The organism is Polynucleobacter sp. MWH-Creno-3A4 (assembly GCF_018881885.1).
GTDB lineage: Bacteria > Pseudomonadota > Gammaproteobacteria > Burkholderiales > Burkholderiaceae > Polynucleobacter.
In genome coordinates, this window is record NZ_JACXSA010000001.1 from 621,677 (window position 1) to 638,583 (window position 16,907).

14 protein-coding genes and 1 riboswitch are annotated in these 16,907 nt (G+C 45.6%); of the genes, 2 read left to right on the forward strand and 12 right to left on the reverse strand.

Features of this window, described 5'->3' with window-relative positions:
- The 7 genes from IEN92_RS03055 to IEN92_RS03085 form a co-directional block, all read right to left on the reverse strand.
- Positions 1 to 1,140 (reverse strand): efflux RND transporter periplasmic adaptor subunit, encoded by a 1,140-nt coding sequence (locus IEN92_RS03055; RefSeq protein ID WP_216162129.1) that lies wholly within the window; start codon positions 1,138 to 1,140, stop codon positions 1 to 3.
- Positions 1,141 to 1,309: 169 nt separating this feature from the next.
- Positions 1,310 to 2,851 carry an efflux transporter outer membrane subunit gene (locus IEN92_RS03060; protein WP_216160502.1) on the reverse strand — a complete coding sequence of 514 codons (1,542 nt, stop codon included), beginning with the start codon at positions 2,849 to 2,851 and terminating at the stop codon, positions 1,310 to 1,312.
- A 127-nt stretch (positions 2,852 to 2,978) separates the two neighbouring features.
- Positions 2,979 to 4,811, reverse strand: a complete 1,833-nt coding sequence (gene glmS, locus IEN92_RS03065) for a glutamine--fructose-6-phosphate transaminase (isomerizing) (protein WP_216160505.1) — start codon at positions 4,809 to 4,811, stop codon at positions 2,979 to 2,981.
- The gene (gene glmU, locus IEN92_RS03070; protein WP_216160508.1) at positions 4,811 to 6,301 is read right to left on the reverse strand and encodes a bifunctional UDP-N-acetylglucosamine diphosphorylase/glucosamine-1-phosphate N-acetyltransferase GlmU; all 1,491 of its coding nucleotides are present in this window, start codon (positions 6,299 to 6,301) and stop codon (positions 4,811 to 4,813) included. The genes glmS and glmU overlap by 1 nt, the downstream gene beginning before the upstream one ends.
- Positions 6,298 to 7,206: a tRNA 2-thiocytidine(32) synthetase TtcA gene (gene ttcA, locus IEN92_RS03075; protein ID WP_215374331.1), complete on the reverse strand. Its 909-nt coding sequence runs from the start codon at positions 7,204 to 7,206 to the stop codon at positions 6,298 to 6,300. Before ttcA ends, glmU begins: the two co-directional genes overlap by 4 nt.
- Before the next feature lie 10 nt (positions 7,207 to 7,216).
- Entirely contained in the window at positions 7,217 to 7,612 is a 396-nt protein-coding gene (locus tag IEN92_RS03080) for a dihydroneopterin aldolase (protein WP_216160512.1), read from the reverse strand.
- Positions 7,613 to 7,626: 14 nt separating this feature from the next.
- Complete coding sequence (locus tag IEN92_RS03085; protein ID WP_216160516.1) at positions 7,627 to 8,433, reverse strand: SDR family oxidoreductase; 807 nt, start codon at positions 8,431 to 8,433, stop codon at positions 7,627 to 7,629.
- Positions 8,434 to 8,458: 25 nt separating this feature from the next.
- Here IEN92_RS03085 and IEN92_RS03090 point away from each other — a divergent pair, with 25 nt between their 5' ends.
- Entirely contained in the window at positions 8,459 to 9,646 is a 1,188-nt protein-coding gene (locus IEN92_RS03090) for a class I SAM-dependent methyltransferase (RefSeq protein WP_216160519.1), read from the forward strand.
- On the opposite strand, the gene IEN92_RS03095 is transcribed toward IEN92_RS03090, so the two are convergent.
- Genes IEN92_RS03095 through IEN92_RS03105 form a run of 3 tightly spaced genes read right to left on the reverse strand, consistent with a single transcriptional unit; the run spans position 9,643 to position 13,652 of the window.
- Entirely contained in the window at positions 9,643 to 10,773 is a 1,131-nt protein-coding gene (locus IEN92_RS03095) for a polynucleotide adenylyltransferase (protein ID WP_216160522.1), read from the reverse strand. The genes IEN92_RS03090 and IEN92_RS03095 overlap by 4 nt on opposite strands.
- Positions 10,773 to 11,681: a complex I NDUFA9 subunit family protein gene (locus IEN92_RS03100; protein ID WP_216160525.1), complete on the reverse strand. Its 909-nt coding sequence runs from the start codon at positions 11,679 to 11,681 to the stop codon at positions 10,773 to 10,775. Before IEN92_RS03100 ends, IEN92_RS03095 begins: the two co-directional genes overlap by 1 nt.
- 24 nt (positions 11,682 to 11,705) lie before the next feature.
- The gene (locus IEN92_RS03105; RefSeq protein ID WP_216160528.1) at positions 11,706 to 13,652 is read right to left on the reverse strand and encodes a lytic transglycosylase domain-containing protein; all 1,947 of its coding nucleotides are present in this window, start codon (positions 13,650 to 13,652) and stop codon (positions 11,706 to 11,708) included.
- Positions 13,653 to 13,749: 97 nt separating this feature from the next.
- Between IEN92_RS03105 and IEN92_RS03110 the strand changes: the two genes are divergently transcribed.
- Positions 13,750 to 14,376, forward strand: a complete 627-nt coding sequence (locus IEN92_RS03110; RefSeq protein WP_215374352.1) for a 5-formyltetrahydrofolate cyclo-ligase — start codon at positions 13,750 to 13,752, stop codon at positions 14,374 to 14,376.
- On the opposite strand, the gene metF is transcribed toward IEN92_RS03110, so the two are convergent.
- A complete protein-coding gene (gene metF, locus IEN92_RS03115) occupies positions 14,365 to 15,195 on the reverse strand; it encodes a methylenetetrahydrofolate reductase [NAD(P)H] (protein WP_216160531.1) in 831 nt (276 codons plus the stop codon). The genes IEN92_RS03110 and metF overlap by 12 nt on opposite strands.
- A gap of 32 nt (positions 15,196 to 15,227) precedes the next feature.
- The gene (ahcY, locus tag IEN92_RS03120; RefSeq protein WP_215374359.1) at positions 15,228 to 16,679 is read right to left on the reverse strand and encodes an adenosylhomocysteinase; all 1,452 of its coding nucleotides are present in this window, start codon (positions 16,677 to 16,679) and stop codon (positions 15,228 to 15,230) included.
- Positions 16,680 to 16,741: 62 nt separating this feature from the next.
- Positions 16,742 to 16,847, reverse strand: a riboswitch (S-adenosyl-L-homocysteine riboswitch).
- Positions 16,848 to 16,907 lie beyond the last annotated feature (60 nt).

Consider the following 16,907-nt stretch of genomic DNA (forward strand, 5'->3'; position numbering starts at 1 on the left):
TTATTCCTGCGGCTTAGGGTCAGGTGAATTTGCTGGTTGCACCTTGTTATTAATAATCAATGGTGTACCGTTCTTTAACTTTAGCTGGCCACTAGTAACGACTGTAGCGCCTTCATCAAGGCCTTTTAGAATTGCCACTTGATCACCGCGGGTTGATCCAGTGGTAACAAATACCTGTTGTGCCTCTAGGGAAGGATTACCTTGCTTATCTTTCTTACCAGTTGGCTTAGCAATAAATACCGTTGAGCCATACGGGTTATACGTGACAGCAGTTTGCGGCAAAGTCAACAACTTGACCTGATCACCAAGCTTAATATTTACATTGGCAAACATGCCGGGCAGAATCTTCTTATCAGGATTGGCAATTTGTGCCTCAACTTGAATATTCCGTGTGTTGGTATCAACCTTCGGACTTACCGCAGTGATTTTTCCAGTAAAGCTAGCATCTTTAAAAGCATCAGTTGTCACAACAACCTCTTGGCCAACTTGTATTTGCTCTGCATTATTCTGAGGCAGGTTGAAATCTACAAAAATAGGATCCAACGTTTGCAAGGTGAGAAGCTTATCGCCTGGGTTGACGTACTGACCAGGATTAATCGAGACAATACCGACGCGGCCACTAAAGGGGGCTTTCAGATTTTTCTTTGCTACTAAAGCTATCTGCGACTCAACCTGGGCTTGCTTTGATTTTGCATCAGCAGCGCTGGTATCAAAAACGTTTTTGCTAATTGCTTGGATAGCTAACTGCTGTCTATCACGCTCATTAATGACTTTAGCCAAATCAGCCATGGCCTTTAGTGATTTCAACTGCGCGACGTCTGAAGCATCATTTAATTTAATGAGTAATTCGCCTTCTGTGACATCTTGGCCAGATTTAATCGGCACTGTGAGCACCAGACCGCCAATTTCGGTACTTAACTCCACGCCCCGAAAGGCGCGAACATTACCAACGCTCGTTAATTTCGGTTGCCACTCTGTATTGGAGACCACCATCGTTGAGACGGTTGCTGGTGGCAGACCCATACCGGAGATGAAATGCTTAATCATGAAAGTCTTGAACTGATTAAAAGCAAAAATCAATCCTAGGAGTAAAAAGACACCACACAACATAATGGTCATACGACGCTGCAATGGCTCCATAGCCATCAACTTGGCATAAGCTTTGGTACCCCGCCATTTTTGACCCATGCGCGCATAGAAGGCTTTGGCTTTTTCCCAGAGAGCGATTGCCCTCTCGCGCAACTTCCACTCAATCGCCTTGCGCTGGACCCAGGCCCATAAAGCAAGCACCCAAGCAATAACTTTGCTTTTAATTGTTTCCAGAAGTTTCATTTTGATCTTTATTCGCTATGTCTTTTGGTTTAAATGCAGGACCGCTACGATTCCACCAGCCGCCCCCTAATGCTGCAAAAAGCGCTGCCGTATCAGAAAAGCGCGTTGCTTGAGCTGATACAGATTTCACTTTTGCTTGCTGATACTGATTTTGGTAATACAAAACGGCTAAGTAACTTGCCGTACCTAATTTGTATTGCTGTTGAACAAGCTCCAAAGTTTCGTAAGCATAACGCTCGGCATCAGATGCGGCTTTGAGTGCTTGCGCACCGGTTTCAAGCGCACGTAGAGCGTTGGCAACTTCTTGAAACGCATTTAAGACAGTGGCTTGATATTGAAAAGCCGCTTGCTCGTAGGCAGCAATGGCACCACGTCGCTGGGCCAGTAATTGCCCGCCTTGAAATAGTGGCTGCAAAATTCCACCGCCCAATGACCACAATGATGAATTCGGACCAAATAAATTATTAGAGGTGAGTGAAGCAGATCCAATTGAGCCGGTGATGTTGAACTGCGGTAATAAATTGGCAGTTGCCACCCCAACAAATGCATTCTGAGCCTTCAGTTGGGCTTCTGCAGCTCGTACATCCGGGCGCTGACGCACTAGGTTTGATGGGACTGAGAGAGGTAATTTTTCAGGCAATTGCAAATTGGCAAGATCGAACTTTGCAATATTCGCATTGCTGGGTAGTTCACCAACGAGCGCAGCCAATTGATTGCGAGCAAAGGCTAAATTACGTTCGTAGGTAAATAAATCTACTTGTGAGTTTGAAACCAATGTCCTTTGGGAAGTGACATCAACTTTAGACACCGTGCCAATCAGCAATTGTTTTTCAGTGACTTCTGCAAGATTGGTTTGCGCTTTCAGAATTTCTTCCGTTGCTTGCATTTGCGCACGCAGTGCTGCTTCTTTCACCGCACTGGTGACCACATTGGCAGTTAAAGAAAGATAGGCGCCCTCAAGCTGAAACTGGGCAACTTCTGCTTGTGCTTTAGCACCTTCTACAGCGCGGCGAGCCCCTCCAAACACATCTAACTTATAGGTAACGTTTACTGAGGCGTTATAGAGGTTATAAGTATCAGAGCCATATGGTAGGCCATAAATTGCTGAAGGTTGAAGTTGACGAGTGGCCCCGCCACTTGCGCTCACCGCTGGAAAATATTGCCCGCCAATTTGAGCGTTTACATTTTCTTGTGCAACCCGTAAAGCAGCATCGGCTGCGCCTAAGGTTGGACTTTGTTCCAAGGCCTTTTTAATCAGCGCATCTAACTCTGGTGATTTGTAAAGCTCCCACCATTGGGCCTCAATATCTGCGCCCTCAATAAATTCTTGGGAGCTGCCCCCAGGAACGCCAGGCGCTGTAGTTAACTTTTGGGATAAGGTAGTTTCGGTATACGAAGAAGTTTTAGGCGATTCAGGCTGCTTAAAGTCTGGTCCTACAGCGCAAGCAGAGAGCGCCCCAGCACAAATCAGGGGAAGCAACTTTAAGCAGAAGGATTGGGAAACTTTTGGCAGAAACATTTAGTGCAGCAAATATCCTCTTATACAAGGCTTATTTGAACACAAAAATATCAGTGAGGCACCGTAAAGCCCTGATTTACTTACCTAATTTTTGTTCACAACTTTAAGTAAAAGTCAAACTTAAAAATTATTCGACCGTGACACTCTTTGCTAGGTTTCTGGGCTTATCCACATCAGTACCACGCGCACAAGCTGTGTGATACGCCAGCAACTGAAGTGGCACTGCATGCAAAATAGGGGATAGATTGCCATAGTGCTCAGGTAGGCGGATGACATGAATGCCTTCGCTATTCACGATCTCAGAATCTTGGTCCGCAAAAACATAGAGCTTGCCACCACGCGCTTTCACTTCTTGCATGTTGGATTTAAGCTTTTCTAAGAGCGTGTCATGAGGTGCAACGGTAACTACTGGCATCTTGTCTGTCACTAAGGCTAATGGCCCATGTTTTAACTCACCAGCTGGATAGGCCTCAGCATGAATATAAGAGATTTCTTTTAACTTCAGTGCGCCCTCAAGCGCAATCGGGTAATGCAAGCCACGACCTAAGAAAAGCGCATTTTCACACTTAGCAAACACCTCACTCCAGGCAATGATTTGTGGCTCTAAGGCTAATACAGCATGAAGGGCTTTAGGGAGATGGCGCAACTCTCTGAGAAGCTCTTTTTCCTTCTCGGAAGAGATTCTCCCTGCTCGCTTCGCCAACGATACAGCCAGAAGGTATAAAGCGAGAAGTTGGGTGGTAAATGCTTTAGTAGAAGCAACACCGATTTCAGTGCCAGCTTTAGTCAAGAAATGCCATGCAGTTTCACGCACCATTGCGCTGCTAGCTACGTTGCAAATTGCCAATGTATAAGGGTGCCCAAGCGCTTTAGCATGACGTAAAGCTGCCAAAGTATCTGCTGTCTCACCAGATTGCGAAACCACCACAATCAATGTCTTTGGATTAGGAACCGTTGTTCTGTAGCGATACTCGCTGGCAATCTCAACTTGTGTTGGAATGCCCGCAATATCTTCTAACCAATATTTAGCAACACATGCAGAGTAGTAACTTGTGCCACACGCCAGAATCAAAATTTGATCAAATGCTTTCCAGTCATCAGGATTGGCATGAAAGAGTTCAGGCCCAAAGCTAGCAATATTGGCCAATGTATCGCCAATTGCCCTAGGTTGTTCAAAAATCTCTTTTTGCATGTAGTGCTGATAAGGTCCAAGATCAACAGAATCAGCCTGCGCTGGCATGGGTTTACGTTCTCTTTGAACAGCATTTCCATGTTGATCAATGATGTCAACACTCTCAGCTTTCAGAATGGCAACATCACCTTCTTCCAGATACATCATGGAGCTAGCGCGCCCAGCTAAAGCTAGCGCATCTGAAGCAAGAAAGTTTTCATGATCACCCAGCGCTACGACCAAAGGCGAGCCAACGCGAGCACCGACAAGCGTACTTGGATTGTCCTGTGCAATGACGCCAATTGCATACGCACCATGAAGCTTAGGCAAGACTGCCCTGACTGACTGAGCAATATCTTTTTGACCGCTAGCTACATATTGCTGATGAATTAAATGGGCAATCACTTCTGTATCAGTCTCTGAAGTAAATGTGTAACCAGCCGCTTTTAATTCTGAGCGTAGCGTTTCATAATTTTCAATAATGCCGTTGTGCACTACTGCCACAAGACTGCCAGATATATGCGGGTGGGCATTTTGCGTATCGGGCTTACCATGCGTTGCCCAACGAGTATGGGCAATACCAATAGTGCCCACGAACTCTTTACCCTGCTCCGCTAATTCTGAAACACGAGCGGTAGTTCGAGCTCTTTCAATCGGATGCTTGGGGTCTTCACTATTAATCAACGCAAATCCACAGGAGTCATACCCACGATATTCAAGACGACGTAGACCCTCTATCAAAACATCAACGATATTGTGGTGAGATGCTGCGCCAACAATGCCGCACATTATTTTTTACCTTTTACAGTTTTTTTAACAACTGCTTTCTTGACGAGTACTTTTTTAGCAACCGCTTTTTTCGCCACAGGCTTCTTGACTTGCTTTACAGGGCGCTGCCATTGCAAAGAAACTTGCCGAGCTCTGGATACTGTCAACTGATTGGCAGGTGCATCTTTAGTTAAGGTGGTTCCTGCGCCTAGTGTGGCTCCACGGCCTACACGAACTGGTGCAACCAATTGGGTATCAGAACCAATAAAAACATCATCTTCAATAATGGTCTGATGTTTATTGACACCATCATAGTTACAAGTAATTGTGCCAGCTCCGATATTGACTCTAGAACCAACAATGGAATCGCCAACATAGGCTAAATGATTTGCCTTACTGTTTGCTGCGATCTTGCTGTTCTTCACTTCTACGAAGTTACCAATATGAACATCATTAGCAAGATCTGCTCCTGGGCGTAAACGTGCATAAGGGCCAATAATGGATTGGTTACCAACTTTGGCACCGTCAATATGGCTATAGGCATTTACGATAACATCTTTACCAAGTACGCTATTACGAATCACGCAGTAGGGCCCAATTTTTGTACCAGCTGCCAAAGAGACGTCGCCCTCAAAGATGCAGCCCACATCAATAAAAACATCTGTGCCACATTCCAAGGTGCCACGTACATCAATACGTGCAGGATCAGAAAGGGATACACCCGCAGCCATTAACTGAGTAGCAATATGCAATTGATGAGCTCGCTCTAAAGCGGCCAATTGATCGCGGCTATTTACTCCAACAGTTTCAAACTCATGAGTGGCTTGTGTTGTACGAATTGGCACACCATCTTTAACCGCCATCGCAATCACATCCGTTAAGTAGTACTCACCTTGCGCATTGCTAGCACGCAATGCTTTAAGCCACCTCTTTAATGCATTGGTAGGCAGCACCATAATGCCGGTATTAATTTCTTGAATACTTTTTTGTGCAGATGTAGCATCTTTCTCTTCAACAATTGCTGCAACAGAACCATCGGTATCGCGCACGATGCGGCCGTAGCCAGTGGGGTTTGTAAGATTCTGCGTCAGCAAAGCCAAAGCAGCATCTTGACCACGGACACCATCGGCCAATTTAAGCAACTTGCTCAGAGTATCTTTGCTAGTGAGTGGCACATCGCCATACAGAACTAAAGTGGGCTCTTGGACATCAAGTTTTGATAGTGCCTGTAATAGTGCATGTCCAGTTCCCTTCTGCTCAGCTTGAAGTGCAGTAGTCACTTTGGCAAATCTGGAATCTTCTTTGCTCAGATTGAGCAGAAAGTCTTTAACGTCAACAGCGCCATGTCCAACGACAACGATGGGTCCTGTTTTAGACTGCTTGCCCTGTAAAGATAATGCGGTGTCGAGGACATACTGAAGCAGGGGCTTACCTGCCAGGGTTTGCAGGACCTTGGGCAAGGCGGATTTCATCCGCTTTCCTTGCCCAGCAGCCAATATGACGATATTCATAAAGGGGGATTATAAGTCCCCTGTATGAGGGTTCCACAAGCCAATTCATCCAATTCAGCCTCATCAATCGCCTTATCTCCAGATGACCTAGCGGCAATTCCGGATAGCTCTGTGGAAATCTCTAAATTTTGGAAGTCAAACGCTTCACCATCCATTAAATGGGAGGGCACGATGTGATGCATGGAGCGAAAGAGATTTTCAACCCGCCCAGGATGCTTCTTTTCCCAGTCGCGAAGCATTTCTTTCATCACCTGGCGTTGAAGATTGGGCTGACTGCCGCATAAATCACATGGAATGATGGGAAAATTCATATCGACCGCATAGCGCTCTAATAGCTTCTCAGGCACATAAGCTAATGGACGAATCACAATATGCTTGCCATCATCTGAACGTAACTTCGGGGGCATGCCTTTTAACTTGCCTGCATAAAACATATTGAGCATCAATGTTTCTAGGATATCGTCACGATGGTGACCTAAAGCAATCTTAGTTGCACCCAATTCATCGGCAACGCGATACAAAATGCCCCGACGTAAACGCGAACATAATCCACAAGTTGTTTTACCCTCAGGGATCACGCGCTTCACAATACTGTAGGTATCTTGCTCTTCAATATGAAATTGAACGCCTAAGCCCTTTAAATAATTTGGCAAAGTTTCGGCTGGAAAGTTTGGCTGTTTTTGATCTAGATTTACCGCAACAATTTCGAAGTTAATCGGTGCTCGCTCACGCAACTTCATCAAGATATCGAGCAGGGCGTAACTATCCTTGCCGCCAGATACACACACCATTACCTTATCGCCATCTTCAATCATGCCAAAGTCGCCAATAGCCTGACCTACCAAGCGACAGAGTTTTTTCTCTAGCTTGTTTTCTTCAAAGACAACTTTACGAATATCGCCCATTGCTACTCACTTATGCTTGCTTAATCCGAAATACTTCAACACCCACTGAATGACAGTCGGGATAAACGTCAGGCTTGGCTGTGCTAACTCGCGCAGCCAATACCTTTGGATGTAGCAGCATAGCTGCTGTAATGTCATCACAAAAGCTTTCTTGCAGTTGAATATGGCCCTTGGAGGCTAAGGCCTTGATTGTTTCACGCATAAAATCGTAATCAACCACTTCATCTAATTGATCATTCGCTGGCGTATTCATGCCCAACGGAATATACAGATCTACGTTCAGAATGACGCGTTGCTCTGCCTTTTTCTCAAAATCATGAACACCGATATTGATATAAATTTCATAGTCACGCAAAAATAATCGGCGGCAATCGATGAGTGCAGGATGAGAAAGGATGGCGTGCATAAAATTGAACTTACTTAATTAGTTTTAAACATCACATCACGTGATGAAGGTAATAAATGTTGGCCACCATCCACATACAAAGTGGTTCCTGTAATGGCATTGGCCAGAGATAAAAACACAGTTGCTTTAGCCACATCGGCAGGGGTTGACGACTTGCCCAACGGTGTCATTTGATGGGCTTTAATAAAGCCCTCTTCGGTTTGGTCGCCAGATGGTAAGGATATTCCGGGGGCTAGACCCACTACACGCAGGTGAGGCGCAAAGTCGAGCGCTAGCATTTCAATAGAGGTCGCTAATGCAGCTTTAGATAAGGTGTAAGACAAATAATCAGGATTGAGATTAATCAACTTTTGATCAAGTAGTTGAATCACAGACGGAAGAAATTCGGCTTCAGTTTTACCTGCACTATTTTTATGATGCTCGAACATCAATTGAGATAACAAGATCGGTGCTGCCAAATTCACCTGCATATGGTCTTGCAAACTTTTAGTGCTTAAAGGCACTTTAGAATTCGCACGATCATATTCAAAAATAGAAGCGCTATTCACTAAGCTATGCAGATGGGGAAATTGCTCTCTAACGGATGCAAATAGCTTTTTAGTAGCTGCCTCATCGGCTAAATCGGCCTGGAAGGCCTGTGCTTTAACCCCCAAGCGCCCAATTTCCTTGACTGTTTCCTGAGCCTCTTGCTCAGATTGCCCATAATGGACAGCGACATCCCAGCCTTGGCGCGCAAATTCCAAAGCAATTTCTCGACCCAGGCGCTTGGCGGCGCCAGTCACTAAAACTGCTTTATGTTGCTGAGATAAGGGTGCGTTCAATTAAATTCTCTTAGACTAGCGAGCTATGGATATTACCTTGACCAGCCTTGAAACGGAGCATAGCGCCCTACTCAAGGCCAAAATAGCCGAGCAAATTGCTTCAGAGGGCGGCTGGCTGCCATTTTCCCGCTATATGGAGATGGCGCTATATGAGCCTGGCATGGGCTATTACAGTGCAGGGGCTCATAAATTAGGCTCTGGTGGAGATTTCACCACAGCCCCTGAGTTGAGCCCCTTATTTGGCTCTGCTATCTGCTCCACCCTCTTACCGGTTCTTGAGGGCCTCCAAGAAAAAGGCTTGCCCACCCAAATTCTTGAATTTGGTGCTGGAACAGGAAAGCTTGCTACCTCAATTCTGAGTCGCTTAAAAGATCTGGGCTTGAGTTTGGATCGCTACGACATCATCGAGATTTCACCAGACCTAGCGCAGCGGCAACAAGAGCGCATTGGTGGTCTTGTGAAGAATCTCCATATATCGACCGAATGCAATTGGCTTAGTAAATTGCCAACAGATTTCAAGGGCATCATTCTCGCAAATGAAGTCATCGATGCCATCCCTTGTGATGTCATCATTTATCAAAATGGATTTTGGTACTGGTATGGGGTAGCACTTGAACAAGATCAATTGATTTGGAAGTCAGGATCCCCCGTAGCCCAGGATTTAATTCCCGAAAGCTTATTAACTGGAAACTTTTCTGAAGGCTACGTCACTGAATTACATGCCCCCGCTAATGCATGGATGAGGCAAGTTGCAAAGCAATTGCATACCGGTTTATTTCTAACATTGGATTATGGATTCCCAGAGAATGAGTACTACCACCCACAAAGGCTAGAGGGTACTTTGATGGCGCACCACCGTCATCATGCAATTCAAGATCCATTTCATCTTCCGGGCCTATGTGATGTAACAACCCATGTTGAATGGTCACAGATTGCACGCAGTGCACTTGCAGAGGATGCGGATGACGTATATCTCACCAATCAAGCAGCCTATCTTTTAGATGCTGGTATTGGAGATATTGCATTAGAGCTTGGAGACCCAAGCGATCCAGAAACTTTTCTACCTATTTCAAACTCGCTACAAAAATTACTCTCTGAAGCAGAGATGGGCGAGTTATTTAAGGCATTTGCCTTCTCGAAAAGACTTGAAGATATATTGCCAGGTTATACCTTAGAGGATTTACCAGGACTTAGAGGTAGAAATCGACTTTAGACTTGCAGCGCCTGAGCGATGGCGGCAAGTCTTGCGCTCTCAAATGCGCCCCCAATACGCTCGCCATTTGAGCGATCCTGAGCCTCGATACCGGCAATAATTTCTGCTGTATTAATGGCTTGAGCATTGCGCATCGCCGCAATGAAAGATGAGACCGGCATTCCAAGCTTTTGACCAAGATTTAATAGCACTAAGCCACGATCAGGTTTACGCCAAATATCAGCACGATTAAACCAGGCCAAAATATCTACTGCTTGAAATTTGCCATTGGGAAACTGATCCATCACATCGCGCAATTGTGCAAAGATCTCGCAGAAGTCACGTACTTCAATTGGCATACGAACACCATCAGCCCACGAACGAATTTCACTCACTGGCAAATGCATCAGAGTGATAGCGCATCGCTCCTCTAAGTTATTACTAGCTGATTCATAATGTGTAATCAATTCTTCACGAAATAATTCTTCCGCAAGGCTTGTCCCAAGGCTTGCTGGCAATATGGTCTTCGCTGCTCCGGTATTGAGTAATACCTGAAAGAGATGCATGGGTTTAGAGGCAACCAAACCTCTGGCAAGCTCCTGCCAGATGCGCTCAGCAGATAGTGCATTTAGTTCACCAGACTGAACAATCGCTTTTAATGCAGTCATTGTCGCGTCTGCAACTCTAAACTCTGGGAAACGAGCAGCAAAGCGGGCTATACGCAATAAACGCAAGGGATCCTCAGCAAATGCATCGGATACATGGCGAAATATCTTTGCAGCCAAATCTTCTTGACCGTTATACGGATCAATGATGGGGCCAAACTGTTTGCCATCGACATCCACTTCTCGGGCCATGGCGTTAATGGTTAAATCACGTCGCTCTAAATCCTGCTCTAGTGTGACTGAGGGATCTGCATAAAAATGAAAGCCTTTATAACCCTGTCCTGTTTTCCGCTCAGTACGTGCCAAGGCATATTCTGCTTGAGTATCTGGATGTAAAAAAACTGGGAAGTCCTTACCCACTGGCCGAAAGCCTTTTGCAATCATTTCATCAACGCTAGAGCCAACCACTACATAGTCGATATCGTGCACCGGCAAACCCATCAAGGTATCCCGTATCGCACCACCAACTGCATAGATTTTCATTACTTCATGCCCTCTAGAGTTCGCCGACTCATTCCAAATACTGCACTTAATGCATCAACTCCATTTACTGGCAAGACATTAGGCAATTGCATTGAAGCAATATTGTCACGAGACATCAAAGTAGGTCCAGGCAAAAACTCAAAAGCCAAGGCTTGTAGATAGCCAACAAATGCTGGCACCGGAATAATTGCACATGAGGCCTTAGCCTTACGGGCTGCAAACTCGACAATCTCTTTCATGGTGTAAACCGTTGGTCCAACCAAGTCATAGGAGTGACGAATTGTTTGCGGCATTTTTAGCGCTATCACAAAAGCGCTTGCAACATCATCCACGCTCACCGGCTGAAACTGAGCGTCATAATTTGCCAAAGGCATTGCTGGAAGTGCCTTAGTAAGCTTTGCAAAGAGATTGATAAATTGATCTTGCGCACCAAAGATAACTGAGGGCCTAAAGATAGTCCAATCTAAATCGCTTGCTTTTACTGCCACTTCCCCATCCCCCTTGCTGCGTTGATACATGGACGGTCCATTGGAGTCTGCACCCAAAGCACTCATATGCAGGTAGCGCTTTAGCCCGTGCAATTGCATCGCAGTAATAATATTTTTAGGTAAATCTACATGCGCTGCCTTGAAGATTTTTCCATAAGGCCTAGCGGGCTTATCGTGCAAAACACCCACTAAATTAATGACTGCGCCATATGGATGAATACGAGCACACAAAGCCTGAAGCTCATCAAAATCATGTATGTCAGTATCTTCAAGATGCACTTTAGGCAGCATTCTTAATTCACGGCCCGCAGCCAAATGGCTAGTGGGCAAGAGCACGGAATATCCCTGCGCCTGCAACTGTGCAGCCAAGACGCGGCCCACAAAACCATTACCACCAATAAGAAGAATGTCGTATTTCATAAGTCCTTAGATTCACTTCATTAATTAAGGTAAATCAGATTGGGTAGCCGCTTTTGGTGCAATGACTCCCAAGCGCTGCTTTAAAGATTGTTGCTGACCATTCATTACTGATGAATAGTAATTTGCATTGGAAAGCACATTCTTGACATAAGTACGCGTCTCATTAAAGGGAATAGTTTCGGCAAAGATAGCCCCCTCGGTGGGCCCGGACAACTTCTCACGCCATGCCTTGGAGCGAGAAGGCCCGGCGTTATAAGCAGCTGATGCCAGCACCCAAGAACCGTCTAGGTCTATCAACACCATATTGAGATAGTTACTACCCAAAGTGAGGTTTGTATTGGTGTCACTTAATTTATCATTGGTGTAATTGGCCATGCCAATCTTTTTAGCAACATACTTTGCGGTATTAGGCATCACTTGCATCAAACCCGAAGCCCCAACAGAAGATGAAGCATTCATGATGAACCGCGACTCTTGACGAATCAACCCATAAGCCCAGGCAAGATTTAAATCAATTTGTTTTGCAATTGGGGAAAGTTCTTCGCGATATGGTGTTGGATAGCGCAAAGAAAAATCATGCTCCTGTTTTGTCCGGTCAGCAGTATTGACTACACGGTCATATAAGCCAATGCGCTTAGCGTATTCAGCAGCTGCAATCAATTGCTTGTCGGTCATATTCCGCAATTCCCAATTCCATTCGCGGTTTCCTTCAAAGCGTAAATTCATGGCATACAAACGCTCGCCTCGAACAAAGCCCTTACGCGTAGCCATCGCATCAATCTCTTGTTCGGTCGCCTTTGTTCGAGATGGCGCATGGTTGGATTTACCCAGCTCTTCTCTTGCCAATTGGCCATAAAAGTTATATTGCTCTGCAATCAGCTCAAAGCTTTCTTTTGCTTTTGTATCTTGGCCTTCGGCCTTTAAGGCGCGCCCATACCAGTAAGTCCAAGCAGGGTCGCGGTTACGCACTGCTGGATTCATGCCATCAATTGCGTTTTTTACTAAGGCCCAATCTTTGGCGCGTAAGCCTGCTCGCACTTTCCACTCTTGGGTCTCAGCAGAGAGCAGTTCGTTATAGCCAAGCTCCTGTTGCAAACGATAAGCGTCATCCGCATTGGGATCTAGCTTCTTTGCCAAGAATTGACCGATCACTCCCCAGGCTACAGCCTGATTTTCTTTACTGTAGCGCGATGAACTTTGTTGAAAGTCACGATATGCCTTAGAGGGATCCGCTTTAGCGGCTTTCACAATCTCCGCAATAGGATCTTCGCCACCCAAACGACGTGCCATGGTGTCGTACCCTTTTTCACTCGCAGCGCGGCCAATGGCCTTGGCCTCACTCGGCGTCATACCGCCAGCAGCGACTAGTGATGGAACCAACTCTTGGCAAGCCTGCCCGAAATAACTGGGGTCCAATAAAACAGCGCGAGCATCGATTGCCAATTTGGTTGGATTCTCTCCTTGAGATAACTTTGACAGCAATGAATAGCATTTCACTTGCGTATCGTCATCGAGTACAAATTTGGCGTACTCTGCATCAAAGCGCGCCCAGTCCTTACGCTTGCCCAATACCAGTAGCCAATCATTGCGCATACGGTCAGCCAATGCTGTACCTTGGTACTGATTTAAGAATGCAACTACTTGGGCATCTGCGCTGTAATCACTTCGAGCCCCGCCGCCACTGTCAAATAATTGAGGCTTAATCCGAAAATAAGCTACATAGTCATCAAATGGGTAACCTGTTAGATTAGATGAAAGTTGCTGCGTACGAAATACATCGTTTTTCTTGGCGGCTTCACGCAAATCAATAAACATCCGATCTGTATCACTAATCTCAACAGGGGCAGCTTTGCTTTCATAGGATTTAGGTAGGCTAGGTTTTTTAGATTTTTCTGCAAAAGCGCTAGGCATGGCTAAGGCTAGCCCTAGGAACAAAATCTTGGTCCATTGAGGGAGAGCGCTTTTTAGCATTTCAGACTTTACCTTCACCATCTACCCTTGTATTGAATTGCGCTAGCATTTACTCGATGCCAACTTGTTTACTATATCTTCTAATTTTCGCCTGATAATGGACGATATGCACGGTAATTCTCCAAAATCTCTTCGTCAAGATTTATTAAGGCAGCGCACAGAATATGCCGCTCGGCCTGATTACGCCCAGACTCAAAAGCGGCTTATTGACACCCTAAATCAGTTTCTAGTTAGCAATGGTAAATCCCTAAAAACGATTGCCCTGTATTGGCCAATTCAGGATGAGCTAGATTTACGGGAAACACTCATTTCTTGGGCTACTACTAACCCTGGCCACAAAATGGCTCTGCCTTTTGCTCGCCCAGACAAGCACCTGGATTTCTACGAGTGGCAGAATGGGGATGATCTGAGTCCCAGTAAGCATGGAGTTCCTGAGCCTATTCCCACCAATTCCCAAAGGCCTGCAATTGATCCCGATTGCATCTTAATTCCTTGCGTTGGATGGTCTAGCTCAAGCGAGAATGGCAAAACGCATTATTGGCGTCTTGGCTACGGTGGTGGATATTTTGATCGCACCCTTGCAGCTCTGAGAGAAAAAAATCCCAAGCTAATTTGCATTGGGATTGGATTTGATTGGCAAAAACTTAATGATAGCCAGTGGTCAGCTCAAACTCATGATGAACCTTTAGATATGCTCCTCACCGAATCAGGCTTACTTCGCTAAATCCAAGTTTTCTGCAATTGCCAAAACAGCATCTGCTTGATTCAGGGAATAGAAATGCAAACCTGGCGCGCCAGCAGTTAAGAGTTGGTCGCACAAATCGGTGACTACTTCTTCACCAAAAGCACGAATAGAGGCAATATCATCGCCGTAAGACTGCAAACGCAAACGAATCCAACGCGGGATCTCAGCGCCACAAGCATCCGAAAAACGCAATAACTGACTGCTATTGGTAATTGGCATGATGCCCGCAATAACTGGCTGTGTAACCCCTAAGTCATAGGCTTCATCCACAAAGCGGAAATAGGCATCAGTGTTGTAAAAATACTGAGTCACGGCAGAATCTGCGCCCGCCTTCATCTTCTGCACAAAGAAATGCACATCGCTTGCAGGAGATTTGGCTTGTGGATGACATTCCGGGTAAGCAGCGACATCAATATGAAACCAATCACCTGTTTCTGCACGGATAAATTCGACCAACTCATTCGCATGGTGAAACTCGCCATACTGACCCATGCCTGACGGCAAATCGCCGCGCAAAGCAACTATTCGCTTTATGCCCAATGCTTGATACTGCTTCAACATTTCACGCACACTTTCACGTGAGCTGCCAACGCAAGACAAGTGAGGCGCAACTGCAGCGCCTGCTGCATGAATATCACTCACTACCTTTAAGGTGCCAGACTGAGTAGAGCCGCCAGCACCAAAAGTCACGGAGTAAAACGAAGGCTTGAGCATTTCGCTGAAACGCTCTCGCACAAGGTGTAGTTTATTCTCACCTTCAGGTGTTTTTGGAGGAAAGAATTCGACGCTTAATTCCATGATATTGGCCTGGCTATGCTAGATGGATTGGATTAATAACGATAGTGGTCAGCCTTATATGGGCCTTCCTTCGTTACACCAATGTAATTGGCCTGTTGATCAGTCAATTCAGTGAGTTGTGCATTGAGGGTCTTCAACTGTAAGCGTGCGACCTTCTCATCCAAATGCTTAGGCAGTGTGTACACACCAACTGGGTATTTATCTGTGCCAACTGCATTCCACAATTCAATTTGCGCAATCACTTGATTTGCAAATGAAGAGCTCATTACGTATGAAGGATGACCTGTACCGCAACCTAGATTTACTAAGCGGCCCTTAGCCAAAATGATGATGCGCTTTTCAGGCTGACCATTGGCTGCTGGGAAAATTACGTGGTCGACTTGTGGCTTAATTTCTTCCCACTTGTATTTTTCAATACCAGCAACATCAATTTCATTATCAAAGTGGCCGATGTTACAAACGATTGCCTGATTTTTCATCTTCACCATATGATCATGCGTGATTACATGGTAGTTACCAGTTGCTGAAACAAAAATATCTGCCTTATCAGCCGCGTAATCCATCGTAACAACACGATAGCCTTCCATCGCAGCCTGTAATGCGCAGATTGGATCGACTTCAGTCACCCAAACCTGAGCAGATAGGGCACGCAAGGCTTGCGCAGAACCTTTACCTACGTCGCCATAACCACAAACTACTGCAACCTTACCGGCAACCATGACGTCTGTTGCGCGCTTAATCGCGTCAACTAATGACTCGCGGCAACCATAAAGATTGTCAAACTTGCTTTTGGTTACAGAGTCATTCACGTTAATCGCTGGAAACTTCAATTCACCCTTGGCAAACATTTGATACAGGCGATGTACGCCAGTAGTAGTCTCTTCCGTAACGCCCTTCACTTTTTCTAAGCGCGTGGAATACCAAGTTGGGTCTTGTGCCAATTTTTTCTTGATGGCAGAAAACAAAATAGTTTCTTCTTCGCTAGTTGGATTATTGAGACAAGCTTGATCTTTTTCTGCACGCGCACCAAGATGTAACAACAAAGTAGCGTCACCACCATCATCCAAAATCATATTGGTATAGCCGCCATCAGCCCATTCAAAAATGCGATGAGTGAAGTCCCAATATTGCTCAAGGGTTTCGCCTTTAATTGCGAAAACTGGTGTGCCATTGGCAGCAATGGCAGCAGCAGCATGGTCTTGGGTTGAGAAAATATTGCAAGAGGCCCATTGGACTTCAGCACCGAGCGCCTCTAGGGTCTCAATTAATACTGCGGTTTGAATGGTCATATGCAATGAACCAGTAATGCGCGCACCACGCAGTGGCTGTGCAGCAGCAAATTCATCGCGTATAGCGATCAAACCAGGCATCTCAGTTTCAGCAATGGCGATTTCCTTGCGACCAAAATCAGCCAGAGAAATGTCCGCAATTGCGCAACGGGTTGCCACGAAATCTTGCAAATTAAAATCGGAAACGGTATTCATGTAATGCTCCAGCTAAATACAATTCAATGCTGGAGTAGATACTCGCTAGCCATTGAATCATGGGTTAGCGAGCGCGGTTGCAATTAGCAAACTCCGTTTAGGAATCTACTCCCTTCAAGCCTGGGGAAGTGCCGGGTCTCAGCAATCCTTGCAACGCTCCTTGAAGGTATGGCGTAATTGTAAACAATTACGCCATATTTCGCCTCAATACTACTGAATGCTGCCTTT